This window comes from Halorubrum hochsteinianum, from assembly GCF_023702125.1.
Lineage (GTDB): Archaea > Halobacteriota > Halobacteria > Halobacteriales > Haloferacaceae > Halorubrum > Halorubrum hochsteinianum.
This window is the reverse complement of sequence record NZ_CP098415.1, coordinates 1,557,191-1,570,719: the sequence shown is the minus strand read 5'-3', so window position 1 is coordinate 1,570,719 and position 13,529 is coordinate 1,557,191. Positions and strand designations below refer to the sequence as shown.

Here is a 13,529-nt window from a genome sequence, read left to right as displayed (position 1 = left end):
ACTAGTGGCCGATCCGGGAGTACCGGTCGACGGAGAGATCCGATTTCGGGAGGCGATGGAGGGCGTATCCCACGCCCCCGAGACTCACGACGGAGGAGACCGCCCCGGTCCAGTACCCGTCCGGCGCGGTGACGACTCCGAACGCGAGGAGTGTCCCTTCCGCGACGAGGGAAGCCGAAAGGAGGGCCCCGAGGCTCCACACCGGCCACAGCAGCCGTCCGTCGCTGAGGAACTGATCACTCATCTGACTACAAGACGCATTAGCGAAGGCGTATTTAAATCAAACTGTGCGCCGCGTTCGCGTCGAGACCGGTCGGGAGGGCGGTCGCATTCAGACCACCAGCGCGTCGAACACGACCGCGAACAGCAGCAGTCCGAGGTAGGCGTTCGAGGCGTGAAACGCGCGGAACGCCGCGCCTTCGGTCTGCTCGTAGTGGAGCCGGACGACCGTCCAGAGGAAGACGGCCCCGACGGCGACGCCGACGACGGCGTACAGCGCGCCGAGCGGGTCGGCGGCCGCGGCGAGCGCCACCGCGGCGATCAGCGTCGCGCCGAGGTACCAGAGGATGTGGCGGCGCGTCGCGGTCTCGCCGCGGACGACGGGCATCATCGGGAAGCCGCCGCGCTCGTAGTCGTCCTTGTACGCCAACGCGAGGTTGTAGAAGTGGGCGGGCGTCCAGAGGAAGATCACCGCGGCGAGCAGCAGCCCGCCGCCGCCGACCTCGCCGGCGACCGCGGCCCAGCCGATGAGGGCCGGCAGCGCCCCGGCCGCGCCGCCGATGACGGTGTTTTGCACCGTGTTGGGTTTCAGGATGAGCGTGTAGACGACGCTGTAAAACACGATCGCGACCAGCCCGAGCGCGGCCGTCAGCGGGTTCACGGTCCAGAACAGCCCGAGCGAGACGAGCGTGAGGAGTCCGCCGAACGCGAGCGCGTGCGAGACCGGCACGAGGTCGGTCGCGAGCGGGCGGTCGCTGGTCCGCTGCATCCGCTTGTCCACGTCGCGTTCGAGGACGTGGTTGAACGTCCCGGACGCGCCGATCGAGAGCGCCCCGCCGGCGAGCGTCGCCGCCACGACCCGGGCCGTGAAGCCCGAGCCGCCCGCGAGCGCCATCGCCGCCGCGGCGACGAGGCAGAGCAGCCACATCAGGCGCGGCTTCATCAGCCGGAAGTACGCGGAGGCGGTGGCTTTCAGCCTCGGAACCGTCGCGGACGGGATCTCCGGCTCGGGGGCCTCCTCGATCGGCGGGAGGTCGTCGGTGCCGGGCTCGAAGTCGTCGGGCGCGTCGCCCGGCTCGCCGGTCTCGTCCTCCAGCCACCAGGCGAGTGCGGCGAGGACGGCACCGAAGATGCCGACCCCGAGCAGGAGGTGCGCCGAGGCGAGCGGGGCCGGGAGGTCGCCGAGCGCGACGAGCGCGCCGACCCCCGCCTGGGCGGGGTAGACGACGAGCGCGGCGAGGAGCGCCGCTCTGACCCGGCGGTCAGCGCCGTCCCGCCACGCGAGCGCGGCGGAGAGGGCGACGAGGAGGCCGACGGCGACCGCGAGGACGCGGTGGCCGAGCGCGATCCACCCCTCGGTCGACGCCGGGAGGGCGGCACCGTTCCCGCAGGCGGGCCAGCCGCCGCAGGCGGTCGCCGCCTCCGTGAGGGAGGTGGTCGCGCCGACGACGACGAGCAGGTACACGCCCATCGCGGCCGCGGCCAGCACCGCGGGGAATCTGTCGGGGATGTTCACTCACCTCGATTTGGGGGTCAGTCCATTTAGATGCCGCGTTTCGGCTCCCGTACCGGACCCGCTCGGAACGGTCGATCCGGGTCGCTCGCCGGCGGCCGACCGCCCGTGGCGTCCGACCCGACGCCGGACTACGAGGGCGCGGCCGGCCACGAGGGTGCGCCGGACTACGAGGGCGTCGCGTCCGCGCCGTCGCCCCGCTCCCGGAGGATCCGGTCGACGATGTCGCCGCTTGAGAGCAGTTCGTCCTCGTACTTCGGCTCGCGGCCCGACGCGCGCTCGACGCGGCAGTCGATGCCACGGTCCGCGAGCGCGCCCGCGATGTCGGCCTCGTCGTGGTGCTGGTCGAACCCCAAGACGATCACGTCCGGGTCGAGCCGCTCGATGGGGACGAACACGTCCTCCGGGTCGCCGAGGTGCGCCTCGTCGACCGCGTCGAGCGCCTCGACCATGTCGCGCCGCTGGCGGGCGCACAGCACCGGCGCGGGCTTGTGCGTGACGTTGGTGCGGCGGGCGACGATGGCGTGGAGCTCGTCGCCGTGGGCCGCGGCGTCCTCCAGGTAGTGGACGTGGCCGGGGTGGAGCAGGTCGAAGGTCCCCTGCGCGACGACCCGGGTCATCGGAACCACGAGAGGAAGCCGCCGTCGTCGCGGTCAGCGAGCTCGCGGTCGATGTCCTCCTGCGTGAAATCGAAGAAGTGCTCGTCGGGCACCTCCACGTCGAGCACGTCGAGGGTGGTCTGGTTCCCCTCGTTGTCGAACGCCTTCCAGTCGCCCCACCCGTAGGGCGCGCCGACGATGATGTGGACCTCCCCCTGCGCGAAGGTGGCGAGGTCGGCGTCGCTCGGACGCAGCGCGCCGTTCGGGTGCGAGTGGACCGAGCCGACGGCGCGCATGTCGTTCGGCTTCATGTGGCTGCGGACGCTGGCGCTCGTCGGGCTCGACTCCGTCCCGGGGATGACGAGCACGTCGGTTATCACCTTCCCCTCCCGGTCGAGGTCCAGCTTCCGGGCGTCGTCCGCGCGGAGGAACCCCATGTACTCGTTGGGGTGCGTCTCCTCGCTCGCCTCGAGGACGAAGTCTAAGGTCTCTCGGGCGATCCCGAGGAGCTCGTCCGAGCGGAACAGTCGCATGTGCGAGACAAGTCGCCGTCGCCTCATAGGGGTTCCGGACCGCGGGACTCGGCGGCGGCGTACCGCCCCGAGCGGCGAGAGAACAGGCTTAACACCGGCCGTTCCCGAAAGATGTCTATGAGCGAAAACACCGCCGGAGGTTCCGGCACGCGAGGCGATTCGAGCCTCGAACCCGACGCCGACGCGGCGGAGGGGGCGGCCGACGACCGGCCGACCGTCTACGATCTGGCCCCGGACTGTACCCTCGAAGACGCCGAGGTCGACGCGTTGTACCACGCCGAGGTCAACGGCGTCGTCGACTACGGCGTCTTCGTCGACCTCTCCGACGCCGTGAGCGGCCTCGTCCACGAGTCGAACCTCGACGGCGACTACGCGGTCGGCGACCGACTGGTCGTCCGGCTCACCGAGGTGAAGGAGAACGGCGACGTGGCGTTCGACGACGTCGCCCCCGACGACTACCGCACCGAGACCGTCGCCCACGAGCCGACCGTCTCGCGGGTCCGCGGGCTCGCCCCGGGCGACGAGGTCACCGTCGAGGGCGAGGTCGTCCAGGCGAAACAGACGGGCGGCCCGACGATATTCGCCGTCGCTGACGCCTCGGGCGTCCTCTCCTGTGCCGCCTTCGAGTCCGCCGGCGTCCGGGCGTACCCCGAGGTCGAGGTCGGCGACGTGGTCCACGTCAGCGGCACGGTCGAGACCCGCGAGAACGCCCTCCAGCTTGAGGTCGACTCGCTGAAACCGCTCCCCGACGAGCGCGCCGCCGAGGCCCGCGAGCGCTACGAGGCGGCCCTCGACGAGCGGGCCGAGCCGGCCGACCTCGACCCGCTCGTCGAGTGGGAGGCGTTCGAGCCGATCCACGACGACCTCCGCGAGCTGGCCCGACTCCTCCGCCGGACCGTGCTCGCCGGCCGCCCGATCCGCGTCCGCCACCACGCCGACGGCGACGGGATGTGCGCCGCGATCCCCGTCCAGCTCGCTCTGGAGAACTTCGTCGAGGAGGTCCACGGGGACCCCGACGCGGCCCGGCACCTGTTCAAGCGGCTCCCGAGCAAGGCCCCCTACTACGAGATGGAGGACGTCACCCGCGACCTCAACTTCGCCTTGGAGGGGCGCGCCCGCCACGGCCAGAAGCTCCCCTTCCTCCTAATGTTAGACAACGGGTCTACCGAGGAGGACGTCCCCGCGTACGAGAACCTCGCGCACTACGACATCCCCATCGCGGCCGTCGACCACCACCACCCCGACCCCGAGGCGGTCGAGCCGCTGCTCGACGCCCACGTCAACCCCTACCTCCACGACGAGGACTACCGGGTCACCACGGGGATGATGTGCGTCGAGCTCGCGCGGCTCATCGACCCGTCGATCACCGGGGAGCTGGAGCACGTCCCGGCGGTCGCCGGGCTCTCCGACCGCTCGAAGGCGGAGGCGATGGACGACTACGTCGCGCTCGCCGAGGAGGCGGGCTACGAGGAGTCCGACCTCCTCGACATCGGCGAGGCGCTCGACTACGCCGCCCACTGGCTCCGCTACTCCGAGGGGAAGACGCTGGTCAACGACGCGCTCAACGTCGGCTGCGACGACGAACAGCGCCACGAGGAGCTCGTGGCGTTCCTCTCGGACCGCGCCGAGCGCGACGTCGAACGCCAGCTCGACGCCGTCGACGACCACGTCGAACACGAGCGGCTCGCCTCCGGCGCGCACCTCTACCGGATCGACTTGGACGAGTACGCCCACCGGTTCACCTACCCCGCGCCGGGGAAGACGACCGGCGAGCTCCACGATCGCAAGGTGAAGGAGACGGGCGACCCCGTGATCACCATCGGCTACGGGCCGGACTTCTCCGTCCTGCGCTCGGACGGGGTCCGCCTCGACATCCCGAACATGGTGACCGAGCTGAACGAGGAGCTGCCCGAGGCCGGCGTCTCCGGCGGCGGCCACCTCGTCGTCGGCTCGATCAAGTTCGTGAAGGGCCGCCGGAGCGAGGTGATCGAGGCGCTCGTCGCGAAGATGGCGGACGCCGAGATCGACGAGGCGCTCTCCTCGACCATCGCGCTCGACGACTGACCGCGACGACTCCGGTCCCGCTCCGCTCTCGGTCCCGCTTCACCCGAACGCGATCCGCCGCCGAGCGACGGCCACGGAACCCGCGAGCGCGACGCCGAACACCGCGAGGAGCCCGAGCGGGAGGTGGACGCCGCCGCCCCGCCAGTCGGCCGCGTACGCCCGGGCGTAGAACTCCGCCACCGACTCGTCCTCGATCGCCAGCAGCACCTCCCGGTTGGTCGTCTCCGCGCTCGGGTTCCAGTTGAGGCTGCCGACGACCGCGGCGTCGTCGACGACGAGCCCCTTCGCGTGGACCTTCTCGTAGCGGCCGCGCCCGGCCGCGAGGTCGACCGCGATCGGCTCGTCCACGAGGGACTCCGAGAGGTTCCGGTTCGCCTCCCGGTCGTACCACGCGTCGGACAGCAGCAGGTGAACGTCGACGCCGCGGTCCGCGGCGCGCCGGAGCGCGCGGACGATCCGGTCGTCGGGACCGCCGACGCGCGGCGCGAGTGCGAGCACCCGCTCGTCGGCGGCGTCGATCCGGGCGACGATCCGGTCGGCCGCGTTGCCGGGCGCGGTCAGCACGGTCACGTCGGCCGTCGCGGGCGCGGGCGGCGCGTCGAACCGGGTCGGGTACGAGCCGTTCGCGCGCCCGCTTCCGTGGAACTCGGTTTCGGCGCGGAACTCGGGCCACGAGCGAGCGTCGCGCGCCCCGAAGTCGGCGGCGAACAGCGCTGCCAACTCGTCCGCGACGGTCGCGTTCCGCCCCGCGTCGGTCCCGTTTCCGCCGCCGACGTCGCCCTCCACGCGGACCCCCCAGCCGCGGTTGCTCCGACCGCCGGTGCCGGACCGCTTCCAGTTCTCCGTGAGCACGACGGCGTCGTCGTCCGCGACCGCGTACTTCGGGTGGTGGAACCGAAACCGCTCGACCTCGCCGTCGAGGATCCGGACCTTGACGCCGGCGGCCGTCAGTCGGTCGAGCAGCCGCGCGCTCCGGGCGGGGAAGCCGCCCACCGGTGACCCTTCGAGCAGGACGCGGACGCGGACCCCGCGCTCGGCGGCCGCGACGAGCGCGTCGGCGACCCGCTCCGAGGTCAGGGTGTAGCCGGCGACGAACAGGCGGTCCTCGGCGGCCCGGAGCGGTTCGACCGGGACGGCGGGGCTGTCCGGGAGCACGAAGGGAGTCACGGCCGCGTCCCGGACCGGCTTCGCCGAGCGGGGCTCGTACCCCCGCGGCCGCCACTCGCCCCACGCGGCGCGCCAGCGGTACCCCTCCCGGGCGCGGTTGTAGGCGACGGCGTCGACCGCGGTCCCGTTCCGCCGGAGTTCGATCCGGTCGCCCGACGCCGACAGCGGGAAGTGGTCGGTGAGGCGGCGGACCTCCGTCGAGGCCGTCCCGGTCGCGTCCGGACCCGCTGACTCGGCGTCGCGTCGGAAGCCGTCGCGGATCGACGCGGTCCGGTTCGGCGCGGTCGACAGCACCACCCTCCCGGTCGCGTTCGCCGGGACCCGAGCGTCGTGGTGGCCGTCGGAGAGCGACCAGTTCCCCGGTTCCGGGAGGGCGACGACGAGGTACTCGCCGCGGTTCTCCTCGGTCGTCGGGTTCGGGTACAGTTCGACGATCCGGGGCTCGCGGACGTCGTCAGAGGCGTTGGTCGGCGTCGACTCGATCTCAGCGGGCGAGGCGGCCGGCGTCGGCTCCGCCCCCGGGGGAGCGGCCGCCGCCGACAGGGGACAGCCGACGCTCGCCGCGGCGACGAGCAGGACGAGCGCCGCGAGGCGGGACACGCGGCTCGGGCGGCTGAGCGGCACGGAGGACGTGGCGGCGGTATCCGGGAAAAGGGTTCGCGGTCGGGACGGGCGCTCGCGGTCGAGTCGGGGCGAGACCGAGTCAGGGCGAGACCGAGTCAGGGCGAGGCCGCGTCAGGCCGTCGCGGCGGGCTCGGGCTCCTCGTCGAGCGCGTCGCGCGCCTTCTCGCCCTCGGTCGAGACGATGAAGGAGTGCTCGTCGGCGTACTCGGCGGCCGCTTCGAGCGCCTCGCGGGTGCCGATCTGGCGGAGCGCCCAGCCGGCGGCCGCGCGGACGTCGTCGGACGGGTGCGCTTCGAGCGCGTCGGCGAGCGGCTTGACGGCGCGTGTGTCGCCGATCAGCCCGAGCGCGCGGGCGGCGTGCGGGCGGACCAGGTCCTCGGTGTCGCCGTCGGGGTCGAGCCGGTTCGCGAGCGGCTGGACGGCCTCCGTCGCGCCGATTTCGCCGAGCGCCTTGAACACGGCCTTCTGGAGCTGCGGGTTCGAGTCCTCCTCGACGTACTCGACGAGGGTGTCGGTCGCCTCCGCGGCCGCCATCTTCCCGAGGATCCGGATCGCGGGGCGGTCGCGCTTCTCGGCGCGGCCGAGTATCTCTTCGACGGACGCCTCGGTCTTGCCGCGCTTGCCCATGCGCTCGAACGCCTCCAGACAGTGGCGCTCCATGAACTCGGACCCCAGCGAGTCGAGCGCGAGCAGGATCATGTCGACGTTCCCCTGCGCCTCGTGCTCCTTCAGCGCGGCCCACTCGACCGGGTAGTCCTTGTAGTGGCCCAGCACGTCGTAGTAGCCCTGCGCGCGGAGCTGCTCGTGGGTCTCCAGATCGTCCCACTCCTCGGCTTCGTCGAGGTCGGCCTCCAGCCCGTCGGTCGCCTCCAGCAGCGCGGCGATGTCGTCGGCGTCGTCGTCCGCGTCGAGGTCGGCGTCGGCGACCGCCTCGGCGACGGCGTCGAGCGCCGCGACGAGGTCCCCGATCTCGTCGCCGTCGGGACCGGCGTCGACCGTCTCGGCGGCCGCGTCGACGAACGACGCGACCGCGGCCGCGACGTCGTCGCGGCCGTCCTCGGTCCACTCGGTGTCCTCGACCGTGCCGACGGCGGCCTCGATCGCCTCGACGACGTCCTCGCCGTAGGGGCCGCGGGCGTCTTCGACGCCGTCGCGGAGCTCCGCGACGCGGTCTTCGAGGTCGGATCGGGGATCGTCGGCGTCCTCGTCGTCCTCGTCCGGCTCGGGCAGGTCCGCCTCCTCGATGCCGGTCTCCGCGTCGTCCAGCAGCGCCTCGACGTCGTCGAGGTCCGCCTCCGTCTCGGCGGCGTCGAGCCGGTCCGCGATCTCGTCGAGGTACTCGGTCAGGGACTCCTCGGTCGGGTCTTCGGGGAGCGTCGGGGCGGCCGTCTCCGTCGACTCGCCGGCCTCCCCGCCGTCGTCCGCGGCGTCGGCCCCCTCGGAGGCGTCGGCCGGGTCGTCGTCGCCGTTGCTCATATACCACGAATTCCGCGCGTAGTCCATTAAGAGGTTTCCCTTCGCGCCGACTGGCGGCCGCGCGGGAGGGTCGAACGAGCGCGGGAGCCGGCGGTCGACTCCGCGCCGAACCGACGGCCGACGCCGGATCAGAGGGTCGTGTTCACGACCATCACACTTTTATTATCACCTGCTAATACCGGAACGATTCGATGTTGGACGTCGACCAGGAGGCGATCACCGACGGTCCGGTCGGGCGCGTGCTGCTCGTGCTCGCCGCGCCGCTCGTCGCACAGAACGTCGTGTACGTCGCGAACGCGCTGATCGACACGTTCTGGCTCGGGCGGGTCGGCGAGGACGCGGTCGCCGCGGTGGGCCTCAGCCTCCCGGTCCAGTCGCTGCTCGGCGCGACGGTCGTGATCGGCGCGGTCGGCACGCAGATCCTCGTCTCGCAGCGCGCCGGGAACGACGACGCGACGGGCGCGCGCCGCGTCGCGGGCAGCGGCGCGCTCGTCGCGTTCGCGGTCACGGCGGCGGTCGCGATCCCGGCGGTCGTCTACGCGGAGGAACTGGTGGCGCTGCTCGGGGTCGACCCCGCGCTTGCCGGCACGACAGCGACGTATCTCGCGCTCGTGATCGCGGTCCTCCCGATCGGGGCCGTCGGCGACACCGTCGAGAACTGTTTCACCGCGTACGGGGACACCCGCGCGGTGTTCCACGTGAGCCTCGCCAGCGTCCTCGTCAACCTCGTCGCCGCGCCGGTCCTCATCTTCGGGGTCGGCCCCGCCCCGGAGCTCGGCGTCGCTGGGGCCGCGCTCGGCACCGTCCTCGCGAGCGTCGCCGGGCTCCTGTGGATCCTCGGGTACGCGGCCGGGATCGGCCGCGACACCTTCCGGCTCACCCGCGAGGCGTTCGCGTTCGATCCCGCGCTCGTCCGCGAGGTGGTTACCGTGGGGGCCCCGCTGGGCGGCCAGCGCGGCGTGAGCGAGGTGGTCCGGGTGTTCGTCGTCGGGCTCGTCGCGATCGCCGGCGGCGCGGCGGGCGTCGCGGCGTACACGGTCGGCGCGCGGGTCGCGACGCTCGCGATCGTCCCGGCGCTCGGAATGCAGCAGGCCGCCCAGTCGATGGTCGGCCAGAACCTCGGTGCTAACGCCCCCCGGCGCGCCCGACGGACGACCACCGTCGGCACCGGGATGGTCGTCGCCGGGTTCCTCGCGCTCGGTGCCCTCCAGTTCCTGTTCGCCGGCGGGATCGCGGACCTCCTCGCGCCCGACCTCACGGCGACCGGGCGCGACCTCGCGGTGACGTACCTCCGGATCCTCGGGGCCTCCTACTGGGCGCTCGGCGGGACGTACACCCTGCTGGCCGGGTTCAACGGCGCGTCCAGAACCCGCACCGCCTTCGTCGCCGACCTGATCAAGTACTGGGCGATCCGGTTCCCGATCGCGGTCGCGGCGGTGCCGGTCGCGACGACGTTCGGCGCGCTCGGCGTCACCGTGACCCCCGGACTGGGGTGGGGCGTCGAGGCCGTCTTCTGGGCGGTCGCCGCCTCGAACGTCCTCGGCTTCGTCGGACTCGGCGGCTACTTCCTGTACACGACCCGGCGCGGGATGTTCGCGAACGCGGCCGAACGCGCGAGCGGCGGGGCGGGGTCGGGGGCGGCAGACGACTGAGCGCGGTCGCCCTCGGCGGTGCGGTCGCGGTCAGCGCTCCCCGAGCAGGTCGTCGCTCTCGACGACCGCCGCGAACTCGCCGTTCAGGTGCGCGAGCGCGACGCGGTGGGAGGTCTCCGGGTCGATCCGCTCGCCGTCGGGCGCTTCGCGGGCGTGCGTCGCGGTCGCGTCGGCGACGACTCGAACGTCGTAGCCGCGGTTCTCCGCCTCCCGCGTCGTGGTCGAGACGCAGTGGTCGGTGGTCAGCCCGCAGACGACGAGCGACTCGTGACCCGCCTCGCGGAGCCACTCGTCGAGCCCGGAGTCGAGGAACGCCCCGTTGACCGTCTTCTCGAAGGTCGGCTCGCCGTCGACGGGGGTCGTCTCGGGCTTCCACGCGAGGCCGGGGGCGTCCGGCCGCAGCGGCGAGTCCGGCTCGGTCGAGGCGTGGCGGACGTGCGCGACGGGCCGGCCCGCCTCGCGCCAGCGGTCGAGGAGCGCGGCCGCGACCGCCTCAGCGTCGGGGTTGTTGCGCTCGCCCCACCCCGGCTCGTCGAAGCCGGTCTGGAAGTCGACGAGGAGGAGGACCGCGTCGTCGGGGTCAGTCATCGCCGAGCCCCGCGGTGGGGGAGGCGTCGCGGTCGCCCGCGTCGGCGTCGCTCGCGAACCGCCGCCACGCGCCGGGTTCGAGCAGGGGCTCGGGGGCCTTCGGGTGGTCGCGGGTCGGCGACAGCGGGCACGCGTCCGGGCCGGCGTCGTCGTCCTCGCGGAACAGGTACTGCTTCCACTCGCGGTCGCCCTCGGCTCCCCAGTCGCCGAGGTCGGCGTGGGGGCAGACGCCGTCGTACTCGCCCATGCGGTCGCGGATGGTCTCGCGGGCGCGCTCGCCCGCCTCCGTGTCGGCCGTGAGCCCCTCGAAGACCGCCCGCGGCTGGAAGGTGATCTCCAGTCCGACCGGCGAGTACCGGCTCTTCCGGTCGTCGTAGAACGGGGCGCGAGAGGTCGGGAACAGCGGCTCGCCGCCGAAGCAGAACTCCCAGCGCGGGGTGTCCGGGTCCGTCGGGATGTCGTCGGGCCACGGCTCGGGGTCGTGGACGTGGAGGAACTCCAGGACGTGCCAGAGCCGCTCGTGGTAGTGCGCCTCGCCGCGGTCGCCCGCGGGCGGCCGGAAGAACACCGCGAGCGGCGCGCGGTCGGCGTGGTCCTCGTAGGTGTCGAGGTATTCGAGGAGGACGTCCCGCAGCCGCAGGAGGGCGGCGGGGTCCGTCGTCGACTCGCAGGCGGCGTACAGGAGGTCCCCCTCGCGCTCGACCTCGATGCCGAAGTAGCAGGGGAACGGCGACCCGTCGCGCTCGCCGAGCATCGACTCCCGGAAGGTGCGGTAGTGCTCTCGGAGCCACTCGGGAGCGTCGTCGAGCCGACCGCGGAGCGTCTCCTGATCCAGCAGCACGCCCTCGGTACCGGGCTCGTTCATACCTATCGTCGGGGACAGATCGGCTTTTGGCTTTCGGCGAGTCCGACGCGGTGGGACCGGTTCCGCGGCGTTATTTCCACCTGACCGTTTCGGTGGCGCGCGCCTTCGAGCGGCCGCCGAGGGCGGCCGCGAGGAGCGCGTGCGAGGGACGCCGCGAACGCCCGCAGGGCGTGAGCGGCGAGGCTGGGGGAGGCGTGAGGCGCGGTGCTGTGCGGTGCGGGGTGGGGTGCGGTGCGGGGTGGGGTGGGACTCAAAGGGGCAGTCGCGAGGAGCCCGTAGGCGACGTCAAGCACCACAGCGAGGGAACGTAGTGACTGAGCGAGGAGCGCAGCGAGCGTACGGGCTCCTCGCGACTGGGGCTTTGGAGGTGTTCACCGCCGATTTGAACTCAGCTATTCATAAACAACCGGCCGGGGATTCGAATGTGGTCGCTACCGCTCCGTCGACCACGAGACGCCAACCGCGACTCGGCAGCGCGCCGGTCAGGACCTGGCTTCAGCTAATCGCTTACCACCGCGAACCGCGAGGCGTCGCCGTCGGCGGTCGGCGCAGTCACGAGCGAGACGCCCACCGTCAGCGCGCCGGACAACACCATCAGTCCGAGCGCGACGTCCCACCCGCCGAAGACGGTCCGCGGCAGCGTCGGGACGAGCGGCAGGACCGACGACAACACCACGAGCAGGTACGCCGCCTGCGGGACCGCGATCCCGGCGACCATCCCCGTGCGCGTCGTCCGCGGCCAGTAGAGCGCGCAGATCACGGGGAGCGCGAGCAGCGCGAACCCGGAGAAGGCGGTGTCGCCGACCTCGATCAGCGTCCCCGGGCGGAACAGGCTCGCGACGAACGCCAGCGTCGCGAACGCCGCCACGCCGATCCGCGCGATCCACGCCTCGCGCCGCTCGGAGGCGTCCGCGTCGACGAGCGGGCGGTAGAGGTCGCGGGTGAAGTACGACGACCCCGACAACAGCATCGAGTCCGACGAGGACATCATCGCGGCCATCGCGCCCGCGATCACCAGGGCGGCGAACCACGCCGGCGCGTACTCGTTCAGCACGACCGGCAGCACGTTCGCGCCCTCGGGGACCTCGATCGGCATCCCGGCCGCCCACGCGCCGAGCATGAACGCGGGGAGGAAGAGGAGGAGGACCAGCACGGGCCACAGCGCGAACGACCGCTTCAGCGTCGCGGCCGACTTCGCGACGAAGAATCGCTGGTTGATCTGCGGGAACATCGTCACCCCGAACGCGATGGTGATCGCCGTCGAAATGATGAACCCGGGGGTGTACGTCCCGCCGCCGAAGCTCCCGAACTCGGGGCGGGCCTCTAACATTGCGCCGGTCGCGGCCCCGACGCCGCCGACCGCGGAGAGGACCCACGCCGCGGCGACCCAGACGATAGAGAGCATGAACAGTCCCTGAAGCGTGTCCGTCCACGCCACGCCGCGGAGCCCCGCGACGGTGACGTAGAGGATCATGAACGCCGTGATGAGCGCCGCGCCGCCCCAGTAGGGGACGACGCCGTCTGTGAGCCCCACGAGCGCCTCGCCGGCCCCCATCTGCTGGAGCATCACGTACGGGAACAGCCACAGGAGGCTCACGCCCGCGACCAACGCGCGCAGCCCGGTGGAGCCGAACCGGTCGCCGAGCATCTCGCCCAGCGTCACGTAGCCGTTGCGGGAGCCGATCAGCCACTGCTTGTAGCCGATGACGTACCACAGCACGGCGAACAGGACGCCGTCTAGCGTCCCCATCACGACCAGCCACTCCGGCCCGGCGGCGTACGCGAGGTTCGGGCCGCCGAAGAAGGTGAACGCCGACAGCAGGGTGGCGAACGTCGTGAAAAGCAGCACGAGCGTCCCGATCGACCGGCTCGCGAGGTAGTAGTCCTCGGCGGTCGTCTCCGAGACGCGGTACGCGATCAGGCCGAGCGCGAGCGCGACGACGAGGTAGCCGACGACGACGCCGAGCGAGAGCCCGAGCGTCATCGGCCGCCACCCCCGCGCTCCGCCGCCGCGGCCCCCTCTCGTCCCATTCCCCGCTCCCACGCGCCGCTCCGGACGAACAGCGAGAAGAGGGTCGCACACAGCCCCAGCCACGCCACGTGCCACCAGATCCACACCGGCAGGCCCGCGACGACGCGGTCGACGCCCCAGAGGGGCCACGGCACCGCGAACGCCACGAGCGTCGCGAACGTCGGTATCCACACGAGATCACTCCGTGAGCGCGTCAT

The 13,529-nt window shown here is 72.4% G+C and carries 12 protein-coding genes; 2 read left to right on the top strand and 10 right to left on the bottom strand.

The window, feature by feature from the left end; translation table 11 throughout:
• Position 1: 1 nt before the first annotated feature.
• From NAF06_RS07815 to NAF06_RS07800, 4 genes are all read right to left on the bottom strand, one after another.
• Entirely contained in the window at positions 2–244 is a 243-nt protein-coding gene (locus tag NAF06_RS07815) for a hypothetical protein (RefSeq protein WP_008584648.1), read from the bottom strand.
• An 87-nt stretch (positions 245–331) separates the two neighbouring features.
• On the bottom strand, positions 332–1,735 hold the full coding sequence (locus NAF06_RS07810) for a heme o synthase (protein ID WP_008584651.1): 1,404 nt from the start codon (positions 1,733–1,735) through the stop codon (positions 332–334).
• 164 nt (positions 1,736–1,899) lie between these two features.
• Entirely contained in the window at positions 1,900–2,352 is a 453-nt protein-coding gene (locus tag NAF06_RS07805) for an FAD synthase family protein (RefSeq protein WP_008584653.1), read from the bottom strand.
• A complete protein-coding gene (locus NAF06_RS07800; protein ID WP_008584655.1) occupies positions 2,349–2,864 on the bottom strand; it encodes a Mov34/MPN/PAD-1 family protein in 516 nt (171 codons plus the stop codon). The genes NAF06_RS07805 and NAF06_RS07800 overlap by 4 nt, the downstream gene beginning before the upstream one ends.
• Before the next feature lie 117 nt (positions 2,865–2,981).
• Here NAF06_RS07800 and han point away from each other — a divergent pair, with 117 nt between their 5' ends.
• Entirely contained in the window at positions 2,982–4,928 is a 1,947-nt protein-coding gene (han, locus tag NAF06_RS07795) for a Hef-associated nuclease (protein ID WP_008584657.1), read from the top strand.
• A gap of 39 nt (positions 4,929–4,967) precedes the next feature.
• On the opposite strand, the gene NAF06_RS07790 is transcribed toward han, so the two are convergent.
• Positions 4,968–6,719, bottom strand: a complete 1,752-nt coding sequence (locus NAF06_RS07790; protein WP_192813812.1) for a phospholipase D-like domain-containing protein — start codon at positions 6,717–6,719, stop codon at positions 4,968–4,970.
• A 111-nt stretch (positions 6,720–6,830) separates the two neighbouring features.
• On the bottom strand, positions 6,831–8,195 hold the full coding sequence (locus tag NAF06_RS07785; RefSeq protein ID WP_049908812.1) for a HEAT repeat domain-containing protein: 1,365 nt from the start codon (positions 8,193–8,195) through the stop codon (positions 6,831–6,833).
• Positions 8,196–8,386: 191 nt separating this feature from the next.
• Here NAF06_RS07785 and NAF06_RS07780 point away from each other — a divergent pair, with 191 nt between their 5' ends.
• Complete coding sequence (locus NAF06_RS07780; RefSeq protein ID WP_008584665.1) at positions 8,387–9,847, top strand: MATE family efflux transporter; 1,461 nt, start codon at positions 8,387–8,389, stop codon at positions 9,845–9,847.
• A 30-nt stretch (positions 9,848–9,877) separates the two neighbouring features.
• Here NAF06_RS07780 and NAF06_RS07775 read toward each other — a convergent pair whose 3' ends face one another.
• The 4 genes from NAF06_RS07775 to NAF06_RS07760 all read right to left on the bottom strand — a co-directional run bounded on the left by NAF06_RS07775 (position 9,878) and on the right by NAF06_RS07760 (position 13,529).
• On the bottom strand, positions 9,878–10,435 hold the full coding sequence (locus tag NAF06_RS07775; RefSeq protein WP_008584667.1) for a cysteine hydrolase family protein: 558 nt from the start codon (positions 10,433–10,435) through the stop codon (positions 9,878–9,880).
• Complete coding sequence (locus NAF06_RS07770) at positions 10,428–11,300, bottom strand: YqcI/YcgG family protein (protein WP_008584669.1); 873 nt, start codon at positions 11,298–11,300, stop codon at positions 10,428–10,430. The genes NAF06_RS07775 and NAF06_RS07770 overlap by 8 nt, the downstream gene beginning before the upstream one ends.
• A 499-nt stretch (positions 11,301–11,799) precedes the next feature.
• Positions 11,800–13,284 (bottom strand): sodium:solute symporter family protein, encoded by a 1,485-nt coding sequence (locus NAF06_RS07765; protein ID WP_008584671.1) that lies wholly within the window; start codon positions 13,282–13,284, stop codon positions 11,800–11,802.
• Positions 13,281–13,529: a DUF3311 domain-containing protein gene (locus tag NAF06_RS07760; RefSeq protein ID WP_008584673.1), complete on the bottom strand. Its 249-nt coding sequence runs from the start codon at positions 13,527–13,529 to the stop codon at positions 13,281–13,283. The genes NAF06_RS07765 and NAF06_RS07760 overlap by 4 nt, the downstream gene beginning before the upstream one ends.

Bases quoted from the DNA above. Each gene is read 5' to 3' on its own strand.
- NAF06_RS07815 (WP_008584648.1), bottom strand. From the start codon at position 244: ATGAGTGATCAGTTCCTCAGCGACGGACGGCTGCTGTGGCCGGTGTGG.
- NAF06_RS07805 (WP_008584653.1), bottom strand. From the start codon at position 2,352: ATGACCCGGGTCGTCGCGCAGGGGACCTTCGACCTGCTCCACCCCGGC.
- NAF06_RS07800 (WP_008584655.1), bottom strand. From the start codon at position 2,864: ATGCGACTGTTCCGCTCGGACGAGCTCCTCGGGATCGCCCGAGAGACC.
- han (WP_008584657.1), top strand. From the start codon at position 2,982: ATGAGCGAAAACACCGCCGGAGGTTCCGGCACGCGAGGCGATTCGAGC.
- NAF06_RS07785 (WP_049908812.1), bottom strand. From the start codon at position 8,195: ATGAGCAACGGCGACGACGACCCGGCCGACGCCTCCGAGGGGGCCGAC.
- NAF06_RS07780 (WP_008584665.1), top strand. From the start codon at position 8,387: ATGTTGGACGTCGACCAGGAGGCGATCACCGACGGTCCGGTCGGGCGC.
- NAF06_RS07775 (WP_008584667.1), bottom strand. From the start codon at position 10,435: ATGACTGACCCCGACGACGCGGTCCTCCTCCTCGTCGACTTCCAGACC.
- NAF06_RS07770 (WP_008584669.1), bottom strand. From the start codon at position 11,300: ATGAACGAGCCCGGTACCGAGGGCGTGCTGCTGGATCAGGAGACGCTC.
- NAF06_RS07765 (WP_008584671.1), bottom strand. From the start codon at position 13,284: ATGACGCTCGGGCTCTCGCTCGGCGTCGTCGTCGGCTACCTCGTCGTC.
- NAF06_RS07760 (WP_008584673.1), bottom strand. From the start codon at position 13,529: ATGACGCGCTCACGGAGTGATCTCGTGTGGATACCGACGTTCGCGACG.